Consider the following 16545-nt stretch of genomic DNA (forward strand, 5'->3'; position numbering starts at 1 on the left):
GTTACCCGCAGAAGAAGCACCGGCTAACTCCGTGCCACGCGCTCCGCGTAATACAGGGAGGTGCAAGGTTAATGGAATGACTGGGCGTAAAGCGCACGCAGGCGGTCTGTTAAGTTGGATGTGAAAATCAACACCGGGCTTAACCTGGGGAACTGCATTCAAACCGACAGGCTAACGAGTCTTGTAGAGGGGGGTAGAATTCCAGGTGTAGCGGCTGAAAATGCGCGTAGAGAATCTGGAGGAATACCGGTGGCGAAGGCGGCCCCCTGGACAAAGACTGACGCTCAGGTGCGGAAAGCGTGGGGAGCAAACAGGATTAGATACCCCTGGTAGTCCACGCTGTAAACGATGTCGATTTGGAGGTTGTGCCCTTGAGGCGTGGCTTCCGGAGCTAACGCGGTTAAATCGACCGCCTGGGGAGTACGGCCGCAAGGTTAAAACTCAAATGAATTGACGGGGCCCGCACAAGCGGTGGAGCATGTGGTTTAATTCGATGCAACGCGAAGAACCTTACCTACTCTTGAGCATCCAGAGAACTTAGCAGAGATGCTTTGGTGCCTTCGGGAACTCTGAGACAGGTGCTTGCATGGCTGTCGTCAGCTCGTGTTGGTGAAATGTTGGGTAAGTCCCGCAACGAGCGCAACCCTTATCCTTGTTGCCAGCGATTCGGTCCGGGAACTCAAAGGAGACTGCCGGGTGATAAACGGAGGAAGTGGGATGACGTCAAGTCATCATGGCCCTTACGAGTAGGCTACACACGTGCTACAATGGCGTATACAAAGAGAAGCGACCTCGCGAGAGCAAGCGGACTCATAAAGTACGTCGTAGTCCGGATTGGAGTCCTGCAACTCGACTCCATGAAGTCGGAAATCGCTAGTAATCGTAGATCAGAATGCTACGGTGAATACGTTCCCGGGCCTTGTACACACCGCCCGTCACACCATGGGAGTGGGTTGCAAAAGAAGTAGGTAGCTTAACCTTCGGGAGGGCGCTTACCACTTTGTGATTCATGACTGGGGTGAAGTCGTAACAAGGTAACCGTAGGGGAACCTGCGGTTGGATCACCTCCTTACCAAGAAGATGTGCGTTGAGTGAAGTGCTCACACAGATTGTCTGATGAAAATAACGAGCAGAAATACCTTAATAGGCTTGTAGCTCAGGTGGTTAGAGCGCACCCCTGATAAGGGTGAGGTCGGTGGTTCAAGTCCACTCAGGCCTACCAACTCTTCCGTGAGTGGTATCTAAGGTATCTGTAAGCAACGATGGGGTATAGCTCAGCTGGGAGAGCGCCTGCCTTGCACGCAGGAGGTCTGCGGTTCGATCCCGCATAGCTCCACCATCACTACTCGCTGTATAGAAAATTTCAGAGTGTACCTGTTTGGGTGCACTGCGAAGTTTTGCTCTTTAACAATCTGGAACAAGCTGAAAATTGAAACATGACAGCTGAACAATTATGACCGCCTTCGGGTGTGTCGTGATGAATCAGTCTGTCAATGAGTCTCTCAAATAATCGCAGCGCGATGATGAATCAATCGAAACATCTTCGGGTTGTGAGGTTAAGCGACTAAGCGTACACGGTGGATGCCTAGGCAGTCAGAGGCGATGAAGGCGTGCTAATCTGCGATAAGCGTCGGTAAGCTGATATGAAGCGTTATACCCGACGATACCCGAATGGGGAAACCCAGTGTGTTTCGACACACTATCATGACATGAATACATAGTGTCATGAGGCGAACCGGGGGAACTGAAACATCTCAGTACCCCGAGGAAAAGAAATCAACCGAGATTCCCCCAGTAGCGGCGAGCGAACGGGAGGAGCCCAGAACCTGAATCAGTTTGTGTGTTAGTGGAAGCGTCTGGAAAGTCGCACAGTAAAGGGTGATAGTCCCGTACACAAAAATGCACAAGCTGTGAGTTCGATGAGTAGGGCGGGACACGTGACATCCTGTCTGAATATGGGGGGACCATCCTCCAAGGCTAAATACTCCTGACTGACCGATAGTGAACCAGTACCGTGAGGGAAAGGCGAAAAGAACCCCGGCGAGGGGAGTGAAATAGAACCTGAAACCGTGTACGTACAAGCAGTGGGAGCCTACTTGTTAGGTGACTGCGTACCTTTTGTATAATGGGTCAGCGACTTATATTCTGTAGCAAGGTTAACCGTATAGGGGAGCCGCAGGGAAACCGAGTCTTAACTGGGCGTTAAGTTGCAGGGTATAGACCCGAAACCCGGTGATCTAGCCATGGGCAGGTTGAAGGTTGGGTAACACTAACTGGAGGACCGAACCGACTAATGTTGAAAAATTAGCGGATGACTTGTGGCTGGGGGTGAAAGGCCAATCAAACCGGGAGATAGCTGGTTCTCCCCGAAAGCTATTTAGGTAGCGCCTCGTGAACTCATCTTCGGGGGTAGAGCACTGTTTCGGCTAGGGGGTCATCCCGACTTACCAACCCGATGCAAACTACGAATACCGAAGAATGTTATCACGGGAGACACACGGCGGGTGCTAACGTTCGTCGTGAAGAGGGAAACAACCCAGACCGCCAGCTAAGGTCCCAAAGTCATGGTTAAGTGGGAAACGATGTGGGAAGGCACAGACAGCCAGGATGTTGGCTTAGAAGCAGCCATCATTTAAAGAAAGCGTAATAGCTCACTGGTCGAGTCGGCCTGCGCGGAAGATGTAACGGGGCTAAACCATGCACCGAAGCTGCGGCAGCGACACTTAGGTGTTGTTGGGTAGGGGAGCGTTCTGTAAGCCTGCGAAGGTGGCCTGTGAGGGCTGCTGGAGGTATCAGAAGTGCGAATGCTGACATAAGTAACGATAATGCGGGTGAAAAACCCGCACGCCGGAAGACCAAGGGTTCCTGTCCAACGTTAATCGGGGCAGGGTGAGTCGACCCCTAAGGCGAGGCTGAAAAGCGTAGTCGATGGGAAACAGGTTAATATTCCTGTACTCGGTGTTACTGCGAAGGGGGGACGGAGAAAGCTAGGTTATCCGGGCGACGGTTGTCCCGGTTTAAGCGTGAAGGTGGATGACTTTGGTAAATCCGGGTCATCGTTAACACTGAGGCGTGATGACGAGTCACTACGGTGATGAAGTAACCGATGCTACGCTTCCAGGAAAAGCCTCTAAGCTCCAGGTAACATCAAATCGTACCCCAAACCGACACAGGTGGTCAGGTAGAGAATACTCAGGCGCTTGAGAGAACTCGGGTGAAGGAACTAGGCAAAATGGTGCCGTAACTTCGGGAGAAGGCACGCTGATGGTAAGTGAAGTGACTTGCTCATGGAGCTGAAATCAGTCGAAGATACCAGCTGGCTGCAACTGTTTAATAAAAACACAGCACTGTGCAAACACGAAAGTGGACGTATACGGTGTGACGCCTGCCCGGTGCCGGAAGGTTAATTGATGGGGTCAGCCGCAAGGCGAAGCTCTTGATCGAAGCCCCGGTAAACGGCGGCCGTAACTATAACGGTCCTAAGGTAGCGAAATTCCTTGTCGGGTAAGTTCCGACCTGCACGAATGGCGTAATGATGGCCAGGCTGTCTCCACCCGAGACTCAGTGAAATTGAACTCGCTGTGAAGATGCAGTGTACCCGCGGCAAGACGGAAAGACCCCGTGAACCTTTACTATAGCTTGACACTGAACCTTGAGCCTTGATGTGTAGGATAGGTGGGAGGCTTTGAAGTGTGGACGCCAGTCTGCATGGAGCCAACCTTGAAATACCACCCTTTAATGTTTGATGTTCTAACGTGGACCCGTGATCCGGGTTGCGGACAGTGTCTGGTGGGTAGTTTGACTGGGGCGGTCTCCTCCCAAAGCGTAACGGAGGAGCACGAAGGTTAGCTAATCCTGGTCGGACATCAGGAGGTTAGTGCAAAGGCATAAGCTAGCTTGACTGCGAGAGTGACAGCTCGAGCAGGTGCGAAAGCAGGTCTTAGTGATCCGGTGGTTCTGAATGGAAGGGCCATCGCTCAACGGATAAAAGGTACTCCGGGGATAACAGGCTGATACCGCCCAAGAGTTCATATCGACGGCGGTGTTTGGCACCTCGATGTCGGCTCATCACATCCTGGGGCTGAAGTAGGTCCCAAGGGTATGGCTGTTCGCCATTTAAAGTGGTACGCGAGCTGGGTTTAGAACGTCGTGAGACAGTTCGGTCCCTATCTGCCGTGGGCGTTGGAAGATTGAGAGGGGTTGCTCCTAGTACGAGAGGACCGGAGTGAACGCACCACTGGTGTACGGGTTGTGATGCCAATTGCATTGCCCGGTAGCTAAGTGCGGAAGAGATAACCGCTGAAAGCATCTAAGCGGGAAACTTGCCTCGAGATGAGTCTTCCCTGGGCACTAGATGCCCCTGAAGGGCCGTTGAAGACGACGACGTAGATAGGCTGGGTGTGTAAGCGTAGCGATACGTTGAGCTAACCAGTACTAATGACCCGAGAGGCTTAACCTTACAACACCGAAGGTGTTTTGTGATGAAAGACTCATATAAGAACGATGTTCAGCTTGTTCAGAGATTGGTTCTGGTGGTTACGTGATGACAAGAGAGAGAAAGTCAGCACAGTAACGGCTGGAATGAAACAGAATTTGCCTGGCGGCGATAGCGCGGTGGTCCCACCTGACCCCATGCCGAACTCAGAAGTGAAACGCCGTAGCGCCGATGGTAGTGTGGGGCTTCCCCATGTGAGAGTAGGGAACTGCCAGGCATCAAATTAAGCAGTAAGCCGGAGCAATCTGGTGGTTGTAGAGAAATTCGGTGGAGCGGTAGTTCAGTTGGTTAGAATACCTGCCTGTCACGCAGGGGGTCGCGGGTTCGAGCCCCGTCCGTTCCGCCACTTATTAAAAATTATGCCTGCTAATTTTAGCAGGCATAATGTTAAGCGTAATTTAGGGGCGTAGCTCAGTTGGTAGAGCACCGGTCTCCAAAACCGGGTGTCGCGAGTTCGAGTCTCTCCGCCCCTGCCAAATAAAACCCTTCACGTTATCGTGAAGGGTTTTTTTTGATCTGTACTTTATGCTCGATCCTGTCTCGTATCCTTCTTTCCAATTTCTTCGTTATTTCTCCCCTCTGGATGTCTAATTAATCTAACGTTTTGTTATTTAATAGATAAAATTCGCTAATGTGCTGTTGATAGATCGTGCTGATTTAGCTGTAAATATGCACAAAATAACCGTAATACCAGGTTGTGAACTTGCTCATTCACCTTGTTCGATATTTGAACTAAAACTATCTACAACCTGAGTGAAAGGAAGTTGTTTTTCAGAACGATCCTTCAGGTTGCATTCACTTGTTAGTGATACCTGCCAACATCACATCGGTAGCGCTACAGCAGAAATTCGTAGCGCTATGCTGTACCTGAAATCTGACTAAGTAGCTGTAAGACTACACAGAAGGAGTTTAAGTATGTACAGACGTTTACTGGTAGCTGTTGCTGTAAGCACTGCGTTATGTGGTGCCGTACAGGCAAAACCCTTAACGGTTGGGTTTTCCCAGATTGGTTCAGAATCAGGATGGCGCTCTGCGGAAACTAAGGTGTCAAAGCAGGAAGCCGAGAAGCGTGGGATAACGTTAAAAATAGCGGATGCTCAGCAGAAGCAGGAGAATCAGATTAAGGCTGTGCGGTCGTTCATCGCTCAGGGCGTAGATGCCATATTTATTGCTCCAGTTGTCGCGACAGGTTGGGCACCAGTCTTACAGGAAGCTAAAGAAGCAAAAATTCCAGTGTTCCTGCTTGATAGAACGATTGAGGTAAGCGATCCATCGTTGTACACCGCTGCTATCGCCTCTGATAGCGTCTATGAAGGAAAAGTGGCAGGGGAGTGGCTTGTGAAAGAAGCCGCTGGCAAACCTTGTAATGTTGTTGAGCTGCAGGGAACGGTTGGGGCTAGCGTTGCGATAAATCGTAAGAAAGGGTTTGCTGACGGTATCGCTTCAGATCCACAGATAAAAATTATTCGCTCACAGTCGGGAGACTTTACTCGTAGCAAGGGTAAAGAGGTCATGGAAAGCTTTATTAAAGCTGAGCAGAACGGAAAAAATATCTGTGCGGTTTATGCACATAATGATGACATGGCAATAGGCGCTATTCAGGCAATTAAAGAAGCTGGTTTGAAACCTGGTTCACAAATAAAAGTTGTCTCCATTGATGGTGTCCCTGATATTTTCAAAGCTATGATGAATGGCGAAGCTAATGCCACCGTTGAATTAACACCTAATATGGCTGGGCCGGCTTTTGATGCTTTATTAGCGATGAAGAAGGACGGGAAACAGCCTGAAAAATTCATTCAAACTGAATCACGTTTATTACTGCCTGACACGGCAAAACAGGAATATGAAACCAAGAAAGACCTTGGTTATTGAGATTTATATTGTGGATTTATCATTGATATAAATTTTTCTAAATACCTGGCAGAAATATGAATATGGGAAAGTAGGCTTGCTATGTTTTCTGCACCGTTTAATCACGGGACAGTGAATATTGTCAGCCTACTTACCATAATATTGCTCAGGTGTGATGTAGCCTTGTTAAGTTGTCGCATAGGTGATGCTGATGGAAACGACACGGTTGTTAGATATTCGGGGCATGAGCGTTGAGTTTCCGGGGGTAAAAGCACTAGATCAAGTGGACTTCACGCTTAATCGCGGCGAAATAGTGGCGCTACTAGGAGAGAATGGTGCAGGGAAGTCAACGTTAATTAAGGCGTTGACTGGCGTTTACCATCGCTCAACGGGGGAAATTATCCTCGATGGTATGGCGATTAATCCTGTCAATACGGCTCATGCTCAGTCATTGGGTATTGGCACGGTCTATCAAGAAGTCAATCTATTACCGAATCTGTCCGTTGCGGCAAATCTATTTATTGGCCGTGAGCCCACACGCTGGGGCATCGTGGATCAACATAAAATCCTGCACCAGGCCGAAGCACTTTTATTGAATTATGGACTGATGATCGATGTTAGCCATCCTCTTGGTAATTACTCCATCGCAGTGCAGCAAATTGTAGCTATCGCCAGAGCTATCGATCTTTCCGCTAAAGTTCTAATTCTTGATGAACCGACTGCAAGCCTTGATGCAAAAGAAGTCGATATGCTACTGGATATATTGCGGAAGTTGCGCGACCGCGGAATCGGTATGGTATTTGTGACGCACTTTCTGGATCAGGTTTATCGCATTAGTGACAGAATTACCGTTTTGCGTAATGGAAGATTAGTGGGGGCATTGCCTGCCGCAGAATTACCACGTATTGAATTAGTCCAAATGATGTTGGGGCACAGTTTTGATGAAACGTTATTGAAGCGTGGCGAACATAGTGACGTCTCAGGTGAGCCCATCGTGCAGTTTAAACACTATGGTCGACGTGGCTCGATTAATGACTTCGAGCTTTCCGTGCGCCCGGGAGAAATTGTTGGCCTCGCTGGTCTGCTGGGGTCCGGCCGGACAGAAACCGCGCAGCTGATATTTGGTATTAACGTGCCTGATGCCGGTGAAGCCAGAGTTGATGGCAAACAAGTTAGCATTCGCACACCGCGTGCAGCAGGAAAGCTCGGTTTTGGCTATTGCCCTGAGGATCGCAAGACTGACGGCATTGTCGGTGCGGCAACGGTACGCGAGAACATCATTCTGGCACTTCAGGCGCAACGTGGCTGGCTGAAACCCATTTCCTTACGTGAGCAAACCCGTATCGCTGAAAAATTTATCAGCCTATTAGGGATTCGTACGCCCAGTCCAGAGCAGGAAATTCAGTATCTATCGGGTGGGAATCAGCAAAAAGTCCTGCTATCGCGCTGGTTGGCAACAGAACCGCGCTTCTTGATTCTGGATGAGCCAACGCGAGGAATCGATGTCGGCGCGCATGCTGAGATCATTCGCTTGATCGAAAAATTGTGTGAGCAGGGGATGGCGTTACTCGTGATCTCTTCTGAATTGGAAGAACTGACCGGTTATGCGGATCGCATCATTGTGCTGCGCGACAGGCAGCACGTTGCGCATCTTGAACATAATGAGATCTCGGTTGCCGCAGTGATGCAGGCAATCGCAGTACAAACGGGAGCAGCTGATGACAGACAATAACGTCAAACCTGCCAAAAAAGTCCGCTTAACGTTCACCAAAGGGGTGCCACAGCTTCTGGCGCTCGTTGCCATCTTGCTGATTGATAGCATGGTCGCGCCCAACTTCTTCTCCCTCCACATTCAGGATGGGCGCTTGTTCGGTAGCCTTATCGACATCCTTAACCGCGGTGCGCCCGTTGCGCTGCTGGCATTAGGTATGACGTTAGTGATTGCCACTGGCGGAATCGATTTATCGGTTGGTGCGGTAATGGCGATTGCAGGCGCGACGGCCGCAACGCTTACTGCTGCTGGTCATCCGCTTCCTTCTGTACTGCTGGTTGCGCTATTGGTTGGTGCGTTGTGTGGGCTATGGAACGGTTTTCTGGTTGCGGTGTTACAGATTCAGCCGATTGTGGCGACCTTAATGCTGATGGTTGCCGGGCGAGGTATTGCTCAGCTGATTACCGAAGGTCAAATTATCACGTTTGATAACGCCGGGTTGGCTAAGCTGGGCAGCGGAACCCTGTTCTATCTACCCATGCCAGTGATTATTGCCTGCGTGATGCTGTTGGCGTTGTGGATTTTGACGCGTAAAACGGCACTTGGGTTATTTATCGAATCTGTTGGTATTAATTTGCGATCGGCTCGCAACGCTGGCGTGAGTACGAAGCTGGTATTGGTCGCAGCTTATGTCATATGCGGCGTGTGTGCGGCCGTAGCGGGCGTTATCGTGACGGCAGATATCCGCGGGGCGGATGCGAACAACGCGGGCCTCTGGTTAGAATTAGACGCGATTCTGGCTGTGGTGATCGGTGGCGGTTCGCTACTTGGGGGGCGTTTTAATTTGCTGCTCTCTGTCGTAGGTGCCTTGATTATTCAGAGTATGAATACTGGCATCCTGCTGTCTGGCTATCGGCCGGAATTCAACCTGGTTCTGAAGGCTCTCGTCGTTCTGCTGGTTTTGGTTATGCAATCTCCACGTATTTCGTTGCACCACCTGTTCAGGAGGAAAACATAATGTTGAAACGCCACTTCCCCCTGTTGATGACGATTCTGGTCTTTATTGCTGGCTATTTATTCTGTCTCAGCCAGTTTCCCGGCTTTGCGTCGACGCGAGTTTTCTTTGATTTACTGACGGATAACGCCTTTCTGGGGATCGTGGCAGTTGGGATGACGTTTGTCATTCTGTCTGGCGGGATCGATCTCTCCGTAGGGTCAGTCATTGCATTTACTGGTGTGTTACTGGCCAAATTGATAGGTACGTATGGCATTGATCCTTTCTTTGCATTCGCAATAGCGCTGGTGATGGGTGTCATGTTTGGCGGGTTGATGGGGTGGATTATCGACACGCTCAAATTGCCAGCCTTTATTATCACACTGGCGGGTATGTTCTTTGTCCGAGGAATGAGCTTTATCGTCTCACAGGAGTCGATTCCAATCGATCACCCGGTCTATAGCCAACTGGCGGGTTTAGCATGGCGCATGCCGGATGGAGGACGATTTACCTTTCTGGCGCTGGTTATGTTGATTGTGGTACTGATGGGGATCGTGATGGCGCACCGTACCCGTTTCGGTAACCGTGTTTATGCGATTGGGGGTAGCAGCTATTCAGCGGAACTGATGGGGGTGCCCGTCAGGCGGACGACGATTCATATCTACATGCTTTCCAGTACGTTAGCGGTGCTATCAGGTATTGTTTTCTCTCTCTACACCTCAGCGGGTTATGCCTTGGCAGCAAGCGGTGTGGAATTGGACGCCATCGCTGCCGTTGTCATCGGCGGTACGCTACTGACCGGTGGTGTCGGAACCGTATTGGGCACCCTGTTTGGCGTACTGATTCAGGGTCTGATTCAAACGTATATCACGTTTGATGGTACCTTGAGCTCATGGTGGACAAAAATCGTCATTGGCTTCCTGCTGTTTGCTTTCATTGGGTTACAGAAGGCGTTAAGCACATTCTGGTCAGCCAGACGTGCTTAAGTGGGTTGTGAGCAAAATAGTTCATGGACTAATCACAATAGGCGTTTTCAGCAACTGACGAATCATCGTCTGCTGATCGCTGTTTTGTAACCAAACGGCGTAAAACGGGCGTACAACGGGCTGACTGTCGCCGACTATCCGCAGATTGGAATAGGTTTGTAACCAATGGCTGGGTAAAAACGCGCAGCCGCCGGTTGTTTCAAGCAGTTGGCGGGTCAGTTGGGCCGATGTTGTTGTCAAAACGGGAAGCTGATCGCTGGCTAGTAGGCGATGTTCCTGCTGATGAAAATCTGCGCCCCACTCCAATTTTATATAGGGCAATTCCTGTCCGGGTGGGTGCGCTTCTGCTGCAAACAGTGAAAGGGAGAAGTTGCCCAGCAACTGGCTCGCCAATTCTTCCATTTTTGGCTGTTCGGTCGTAATCAACAGATCCAACTGACGCTCATGGAGTTGTTTTACCAGCGAGTGACGTAAGGCAATGCGCGCTTCTAGCTGGAGCAGCGGGCGCTGTTGATACAGTGATTGTAGCCAGGGAGTCAGATATGCCTCCCAGAGTGACGCCGTTGCTCCTACCGAAAGCAGGCTGTGTTGCTGCGAGCGTGCGACTTCTTTCTTGGCGATCTGCCAGGTACCGATAAGGCTTTCCGCATAGGGCAGAAGCCGTTCGCCGGCGGGCGTCAAACGTATGTTGTTCCGATGGCGGGTGAACAGGTTGGCACCAAGCTGCGTCTCTAACTGGCGAATCCGAAAACTCACCGCTGACTGCGTGAGATACAGGGATTCGGCGGCACGGCCAAAGTGTCTTGTCCTGCTGACTTCCAGAAAGGTTTTTAGTAATTCGGTATCCACGCCCATCTCCAAAAAAATTTTGTCGTAATGATTTAAATGTTTTGTTTTACACAATGTCAAGCCTATCTAATACTCCGCGCCATAAACAACACGACCATAGAAGAATTAGGAGCGTGTAAGATGGCAGAAAGCTTCTCTACCACTAATCGTTTTTTTGATAACAAGTTCTACCCGCGTGGTTTTTCCCGACATGGCGACTTTACGATTAAAGAAGCACAATTGTTGGAACGCCACGGTTACGCGTTTAACGAGCTGGATTTGGGTAAACGTGAGCCAGTGACGGAGGAAGAGACATCGTTTGTTGCAATGTGTCGCGGCGAACGTAAAGCGGAAACGGAACTGGAAAAAATCTGGTCCAAATATCTGGATCGTATTCGTCGTCCTAAACGCTTCCATACGTTGTCTGGTGGTAAGCCGCAGATGGATGCAGTGGAAGAATACACTGAAAGCGATGATTAATTAAGAATGGGGCTAACGCCCCATTTCCTTTTGTGGCGAGCAAATATAACGCTCTCTCTATTCAAGGCTTTTGTGGAGCTGGATGAGCAAGCGATCCATACAGCGATAGCTCAGCGCTTCGGCAAGGTGTTTTCTTTCAATATTATCCCGACCGCCGAGGTCAGCGATCGTGCGCGCGACTTTCAATATCCTGTGCCATGCACGTACGGATAAGCCAAGTTTGTTCATTACCTCTTCCAAATAGGTCGCATCAGCCATCTCCAATCCGCAGTATTTTTCTATTTCACGTGAAGTGAGTAGTGCGTTGATTTTATTTGCCCGTTTCAACTGTATCTGCCGTGCGATCAGCACGCGCTCGCGAATTGTCGCGCTGCTTTCGCCTTGATAATGTTGCTGAGACAAAACCCCTGGTGGTAGTAAAGGGACTTCGATTGAAAGGTCAAAGCGATCCAAAAAGGGACCGGAAAGTTTGCTGAGATAGCGCAGTATTTGTTGTGCCGGCAACCGGTTATGAACGCCCTGATAGTGGCCTGACGGGCTGGGATTCATTGCAGCAACGAGCTGCACCCGTGCTGGGTAGCACACCTTAGCCCGAGTGCGGGAAATGATAATTTCACCGGACTCCAGAGGCTCTCGTAGTGAGTCTAGTACGCGTCGCTCAAACTCCGGTAATTCGTCCAAAAATAGTACACCGTTGTGGGCGAGTGAAATTTCCCCCGGTTTAGGCAACGACCCTCCGCCCACGAGCGCAGCCATAGAGGAACTATGGTGAGGTGCTCTGAATGGTCTGGCTCGCCAGCGCGTCATGGTGGCATCAATGTTGATTAAGCTGTTGATGGCGGCACTTTCCAGTGCTTCTTCATCGCTTAATGGTGGCATCAGATTGCCTAATCGACTCGCCAGCATGGTTTTCCCGGTTCCCGGGGGCCCTAGCAAGAGCAAGTTGTGGCCGCCTGCCGCCGCGATTTCCAACGCGCGTTTAGCTTGTTCCTGACCGATGATATCCTTAAGATCGAGCGTATCTTCCTCGATCGGTGGAACGGGCGTTATGTCGGAGCAACTGAGCAATTGCTCTTCTCCACTGAGAAAAGCACACACGTCCAACAAATGCCCGGCCATCAGCGCTTCACCCTGCGGTATCAGCGTCATCTCCCGTTTGTTGTCATTTGGCAGGATAAGCTGGCGGCCTGCTTTTATGGCTTCCAATGCGGCGGGAATCGCGCCATTGACGCCACGTAAGGTGCCAGACAGGCCGAGTTCGCCAAGAAACTCGTAGCGGCTTAGCTTTTCACCATCGATTTGTTCTGAGGCCGCCAGAATCGCCAGAGCAATCGGCAGATCGTAGCGTCCTCCTTCTTTTGGCAGGTCTGCGGGGGCGAGATTGACCGTGATGCGCTTTGCCGGAAACGTAAATCCGCAATTGATGAGAGCGCTGCGCACGCGATCGCGCGCTTCCTTGACGGTGGTTTCTGGTAAGCCCACCAGCGTTAGGGCTGGTAGCCCGCTGCTGATGTGAACTTCGATATAAACGTCTGGCGCTTGTACGCCAATCATTGCCCGAGTATAGGTAACTGCCAATGACATGCTATTTCCCCTTTGCTGATGGTTTGCATCATGTCTGGCAAGGGAGAAGAAGTAGAGACCGTCTTTGCCACTCTGCGCGGCGGTGTCATGAAATAATCCTCTGTTTCAGTAATGAATAAAATTTATGCGTGATGCGCCGCAATTATGTCGGGTGAACCGATCGTTTAATGCTATCCGCCGATTGACGACTCTCGTTTTCATCTGTCACGTTTTTCGTACAACGCTCATTTTTACGACAACGGGCGAAAATAATTTGATGCGCTTCTACCTTATGATTACGTTGTATTTTTTTCTCGTATCATAGGTAATCCTTACGGGTAGCAATGAAAAAAATTGTTGTCAGACCATGTCTTACTGTGATAACTCTGTAGGCATTCGTTCGACAGAAGATTAATGAACAACCTATTATGAAAGCCCTATCCCTAGTGATTAGCCTAGTCGTGATTAGCGTGGTGGTGATTATTATCCCACCGTGCGGGGCTGCACTTGGACGAAGAATGGCTTAGAAATCAAGGCCTAATTCAAGAAAACCCCCGCACCGAAAGGTCGGGGGTTTTTTGTTGGGCGTAATCTATAACGGAAAGGAACAGAAAATGAACATCAGCATAAAATTCTGTTATTCCCATAAGATGTCGGGGAAATAACTATGAATGGAGCACAGTGGGTGGTTCAAGCGTTGCGAGCGCAGGGAGTGGAAACCGTTTTTGGTTATCCAGGGGGCGCGATAATGCCAGTCTACGATGCACTTTATGACGGCGGCGTTAAACACCTGCTGTGTCGCCACGAGCAAGGCGCGGTAATGGCGGCGATTGGCTATGCCCGCTCCACGGGTAACGTGGGCGTCTGCATTGCGACATCCGGTCCGGGGGCAACGAACCTGATCACCGGTTTGGCCGATGCGCTGCTGGATTCTGTGCCTGTGGTAGCGATCACCGGACAGGTTGGGTCGGCACTGATTGGCACCGATGCTTTCCAGGAAATCGACGTGCTGGGGCTGTCTCTGGCCTGTACGAAACACAGCTTTTTGGTTGAGTCTCTCGAATCACTGCCGGAAGTGATGGCAGAAGCGTTCGCGATTGCCAACAGCGGCCGCCCAGGCCCTGTTTTGGTCGATATTCCTAAAGATATTCAGCTGGCGATGGGGGATTTCACCCCAAACTTTGCGCCCGTTGCTAACGATGTCGATTTCCCCGATCAAGATATTGCGCAGGCATATGCCCTGTTGGCGAAAGCGCAAAAACCGGTGCTGTACGTTGGCGGCGGTGTTGGCATGGCGAATGCGGTTCCGGCGCTGCGTGAATTCCTGAGCGTAACGGATATCCCTTCCGTTTCGACGCTGAAAGGGCTGGGTGCCGTGGATGCCAATCATCCCTATTACCTCGGTATGATTGGTATGCACGGCACGAAAGCGGCGAACCTGATTGTGCAGGAGTGTGATTTGTTAATTGCGGTCGGGGCGCGTTTTGATGACCGCGTGACCGGTAAGCTGAACGCCTTCGCGCCTCACGCCAGCGTGATTCACATGGATATCGACCCAGCGGAACTGAGCAAATTGCGTCATGCTAATGTCGCGCTGCAAGGCGATCTGAACGCGATATTACCGGCGTTGCAACAACCGCTGAACGTCAGTGCATGGCGCGAGCAGGCGGCTATGATGAAGGCGGAATACCCGTGGCGTTATGATCATCCCGGTCAGGCGATTTATGCGCCTGCGTTGCTGAAAACGATCTCCGAACGAATGGATGCGGATACTGTGGTGACGACCGATGTGGGCCAGCACCAGATGTGGGCTGCGCAGCATATGACGTTCAGCCGCCCTGAGAATTTCATCACCTCCAGCGGCCTCGGCACGATGGGCTTCGGCGTACCCGCTGCGGTAGGCGCACAGGTTGCGCGCCCGGATGATATGGTTATCTGCATTTCCGGTGACGGCTCCTTCATGATGAATGTTCAGGAGCTGGGTACAATCAAGCGAAAACGGCTGCCGTTAAAGATCGTGCTGCTGGATAACCAACGGTTAGGCATGGTACGTCAGTGGCAGCAGTTATTCTTTGATGAACGTTATAGTGAAACCGACCTCTCCGATAACCCTGATTTCCTGACGCTGGCAAGCGCGTTTGATATCCCTGGCCAGCGCATCACCCGTAAAGATCAAATTGATGTCGCGCTGGATGCTCTGTTTAACAGCGAAGGACCCTATTTACTGCACGTATCGATCGATGAATATGAAAACGTCTGGCCACTGGTTCCGCCGGGTGCGGGTAACGAAACGATGCTCGATAAATCCAAGTAAGGCTCGACAAAACCGAACTAAGCTCGGAAAAACCAAACAATGGCCGACTTACACAGAATAAGTGCTGGAGACAACAGAATGACACACCATCAACTTTCAATTCAGGCGCGCTTTCGTCCCGAGGTTCTGGAGCGTGTATTGCGTGTTACCCGCCATCGCGGTTTTAAAGTTTGCGCGATGAATATGGTGCAAACCACTAATACCGATCACATTAATATTGAACTGACCGTTGCCAGCCATCGTTCGGTGGATTTATTGTCAACGCAATTGAGCAAGCTGTTGGATATTGCCTGCGTTGACATTCAACCGATGACGACATCACAGCAGATCAGCGCCTAACGCAAAAGAGTAAGGAAAAAGAAGAATGACAAAAAAAGCGGATTACATTTGGTTCAATGGCGAGATGGTTCCATGGGCTGAAGCAAAAGTACACGTCATGTCGCATGCCCTGCATTATGGCACCTCCGTCTTTGAAGGTGTTCGTTGCTACAATTCACATAAGGGCCCGGTGGTTTTCCGTCACCGTGAGCACATGCAGCGCCTGCGTGATTCGGCAAAAATTTACCGTATGCCCGTCGCACAAAGCGTAGATGAGCTGATGGAAGCCTGTCGTGAAACGCTGCGTAAAAATAACCTGACCAGCGCGTATATTCGTCCACTGGTGTTCATTGGTGATGTAGGTATGGGCGTTAACCCACCAGACGGTTATCAAACCGACGTCATCATCGCGGCTTTCCCGTGGGGCGCGTATCTGGGTGAAGAAGCGCTGGAAGCCGGTATTGATGCGATGGTGTCGTCCTGGCATCGTGTGGCGGCAAATACCATTCCAACCGCCGCGAAAGCGGGCGGCAACTATCTATCCTCCCTGCTGGTGGGTAGCGAAGCACGCCGCCACGGCTATCAGGAAGGGATCGCGTTGGATGTCCACGGCTATGTTTCCGAAGGCGCGGGCGAGAACCTGTTTGAAGTGAAGGACGGTATTATCTTCACGCCGCCGTTTACCTCTTCGGCGCTGCCGGGCATTACGCGTGACGCTATCATCAAGCTGGCGAAAGATGCGGGATATGAAGTGCGTGAGCAGGTGCTGTCCCGCGAGTCACTGTACCTGGCTGATGAAGTCTTCATGTCCGGCACGGCGGCAGAAATTACCCCCGTGCGCAGCGTCGATGGCATTCAGGTCGGTGCTGGCAAACGCGGCCCGGTCACCAAAGCCTTGCAACAGGCGTTCTTTGGCCTCTTTACGGGTGAAACCGAAGATAAATGGGGCTGGTTGGATCCGATAAATCAGTAAGCAGTCAAGACAGACAGTCAGGCGGTGACACG

11 protein-coding genes, 4 tRNA genes and 3 rRNA genes are annotated in these 16545 nt (G+C 50.9%); 16 read left to right on the forward strand and 2 right to left on the reverse strand.

Annotation, left to right across the window (positions count from 1 at the left end; genetic code table 11):
• The 11 genes from H4F65_RS19310 to yjfF all read left to right on the forward strand — a co-directional run.
• Positions 1 to 1072 (forward strand): 16S ribosomal RNA (locus tag H4F65_RS19310); the annotation flags it as partial.
• A gap of 73 nt (positions 1073 to 1145) precedes the next feature.
• Positions 1146 to 1222 (forward strand) — tRNA-Ile (locus H4F65_RS19315).
• Between the two features lie 42 nt (positions 1223 to 1264).
• Positions 1265 to 1339: transfer RNA gene (locus tag H4F65_RS19320), tRNA-Ala, on the forward strand.
• Between the two features lie 215 nt (positions 1340 to 1554).
• Positions 1555 to 4459: ribosomal RNA gene (locus H4F65_RS19325) — 23S ribosomal RNA — on the forward strand.
• A gap of 137 nt (positions 4460 to 4596) precedes the next feature.
• Positions 4597 to 4712 (forward strand): 5S ribosomal RNA (rrf, locus tag H4F65_RS19330).
• 52 nt (positions 4713 to 4764) lie between these two features.
• Positions 4765 to 4841, forward strand: a tRNA-Asp gene (locus H4F65_RS19335).
• 54 nt (positions 4842 to 4895) lie between these two features.
• Positions 4896 to 4971: transfer RNA gene (locus H4F65_RS19340), tRNA-Trp, on the forward strand.
• A gap of 439 nt (positions 4972 to 5410) precedes the next feature.
• A complete protein-coding gene (gene ytfQ / locus H4F65_RS19345; RefSeq protein WP_010283932.1) occupies positions 5411 to 6367 on the forward strand; it encodes a galactofuranose ABC transporter, galactofuranose-binding protein YtfQ in 957 nt (318 codons plus the stop codon).
• 190 nt (positions 6368 to 6557) lie between these two features.
• Positions 6558 to 8078, forward strand: a complete 1521-nt coding sequence (gene ytfR, locus H4F65_RS19350) for a galactofuranose ABC transporter, ATP-binding protein YtfR (protein WP_010283930.1) — start codon at positions 6558 to 6560, stop codon at positions 8076 to 8078.
• On the forward strand, positions 8065 to 9075 hold the full coding sequence (gene ytfT, locus H4F65_RS19355; RefSeq protein ID WP_010283927.1) for a galactofuranose ABC transporter, ATP-binding protein YtfT: 1011 nt from the start codon (positions 8065 to 8067) through the stop codon (positions 9073 to 9075). The genes ytfR and ytfT overlap by 14 nt, the downstream gene beginning before the upstream one ends.
• Positions 9075 to 10037 (forward strand): galactofuranose ABC transporter, permease protein YjfF, encoded by a 963-nt coding sequence (yjfF, locus tag H4F65_RS19360; protein WP_010283925.1) that lies wholly within the window; start codon positions 9075 to 9077, stop codon positions 10035 to 10037. Before ytfT ends, yjfF begins: the two co-directional genes overlap by 1 nt.
• Before the next feature lie 21 nt (positions 10038 to 10058).
• Here yjfF and hdfR read toward each other — a convergent pair whose 3' ends face one another.
• Positions 10059 to 10886 (reverse strand): HTH-type transcriptional regulator HdfR, encoded by an 828-nt coding sequence (gene hdfR / locus H4F65_RS19365; RefSeq protein ID WP_010283922.1) that lies wholly within the window; start codon positions 10884 to 10886, stop codon positions 10059 to 10061.
• Positions 10887 to 11006: 120 nt separating this feature from the next.
• On the opposite strand from hdfR, the gene H4F65_RS19370 reads away from it, so the two are divergent.
• Entirely contained in the window at positions 11007 to 11345 is a 339-nt protein-coding gene (locus tag H4F65_RS19370) for a MaoP family protein (RefSeq protein ID WP_010283921.1), read from the forward strand.
• A 57-nt stretch (positions 11346 to 11402) separates the two neighbouring features.
• On the opposite strand, the gene H4F65_RS19375 is transcribed toward H4F65_RS19370, so the two are convergent.
• A complete protein-coding gene (locus tag H4F65_RS19375) occupies positions 11403 to 12929 on the reverse strand; it encodes a YifB family Mg chelatase-like AAA ATPase (RefSeq protein ID WP_010283920.1) in 1527 nt (508 codons plus the stop codon).
• A gap of 407 nt (positions 12930 to 13336) precedes the next feature.
• Here H4F65_RS19375 and ilvL point away from each other — a divergent pair, with 407 nt between their 5' ends.
• The 4 genes from ilvL to H4F65_RS19395 all read left to right on the forward strand — a co-directional run bounded on the left by ilvL (position 13337) and on the right by H4F65_RS19395 (position 16513).
• Entirely contained in the window at positions 13337 to 13435 is a 99-nt protein-coding gene (ilvL, locus tag H4F65_RS19380) for an ilv operon leader peptide (protein WP_071531109.1), read from the forward strand.
• A 140-nt stretch (positions 13436 to 13575) separates the two neighbouring features.
• Positions 13576 to 15222: an acetolactate synthase 2 catalytic subunit gene (gene ilvG, locus H4F65_RS19385; RefSeq protein WP_010283919.1), complete on the forward strand. Its 1647-nt coding sequence runs from the start codon at positions 13576 to 13578 to the stop codon at positions 15220 to 15222.
• A gap of 78 nt (positions 15223 to 15300) precedes the next feature.
• A complete protein-coding gene (gene ilvM / locus H4F65_RS19390) occupies positions 15301 to 15561 on the forward strand; it encodes an acetolactate synthase 2 small subunit (RefSeq protein WP_005969103.1) in 261 nt (86 codons plus the stop codon).
• Positions 15562 to 15586: 25 nt separating this feature from the next.
• Positions 15587 to 16513, forward strand: a complete 927-nt coding sequence (locus H4F65_RS19395) for a branched-chain amino acid transaminase (RefSeq protein WP_010283915.1) — start codon at positions 15587 to 15589, stop codon at positions 16511 to 16513.
• Positions 16514 to 16545: the final 32 nt, after the last annotated feature.

The organism is Pectobacterium brasiliense, assembly GCF_016950255.1.
In the GTDB taxonomy this organism is placed as follows: domain Bacteria; phylum Pseudomonadota; class Gammaproteobacteria; order Enterobacterales; family Enterobacteriaceae; genus Pectobacterium; species Pectobacterium brasiliense.

Bases quoted from the DNA above. Each gene is read 5' to 3' on its own strand.
- ytfQ (WP_010283932.1), top strand. From the start codon at position 5,411: ATGTACAGACGTTTACTGGTAGCTGTTGCTGTAAGCACTGCGTTATGT.
- ytfR (WP_010283930.1), top strand. From the start codon at position 6,558: ATGGAAACGACACGGTTGTTAGATATTCGGGGCATGAGCGTTGAGTTT.
- ytfT (WP_010283927.1), top strand. From the start codon at position 8,065: ATGACAGACAATAACGTCAAACCTGCCAAAAAAGTCCGCTTAACGTTC.
- yjfF (WP_010283925.1), top strand. From the start codon at position 9,075: ATGTTGAAACGCCACTTCCCCCTGTTGATGACGATTCTGGTCTTTATT.
- H4F65_RS19370 (WP_010283921.1), top strand. From the start codon at position 11,007: ATGGCAGAAAGCTTCTCTACCACTAATCGTTTTTTTGATAACAAGTTC.
- H4F65_RS19375 (WP_010283920.1), bottom strand. From the start codon at position 12,929: ATGTCATTGGCAGTTACCTATACTCGGGCAATGATTGGCGTACAAGCG.
- ilvL (WP_071531109.1), top strand. From the start codon at position 13,337: ATGAAAGCCCTATCCCTAGTGATTAGCCTAGTCGTGATTAGCGTGGTG.
- ilvG (WP_010283919.1), top strand. From the start codon at position 13,576: ATGAATGGAGCACAGTGGGTGGTTCAAGCGTTGCGAGCGCAGGGAGTG.
- ilvM (WP_005969103.1), top strand. From the start codon at position 15,301: ATGACACACCATCAACTTTCAATTCAGGCGCGCTTTCGTCCCGAGGTT.
- H4F65_RS19395 (WP_010283915.1), top strand. From the start codon at position 15,587: ATGACAAAAAAAGCGGATTACATTTGGTTCAATGGCGAGATGGTTCCA.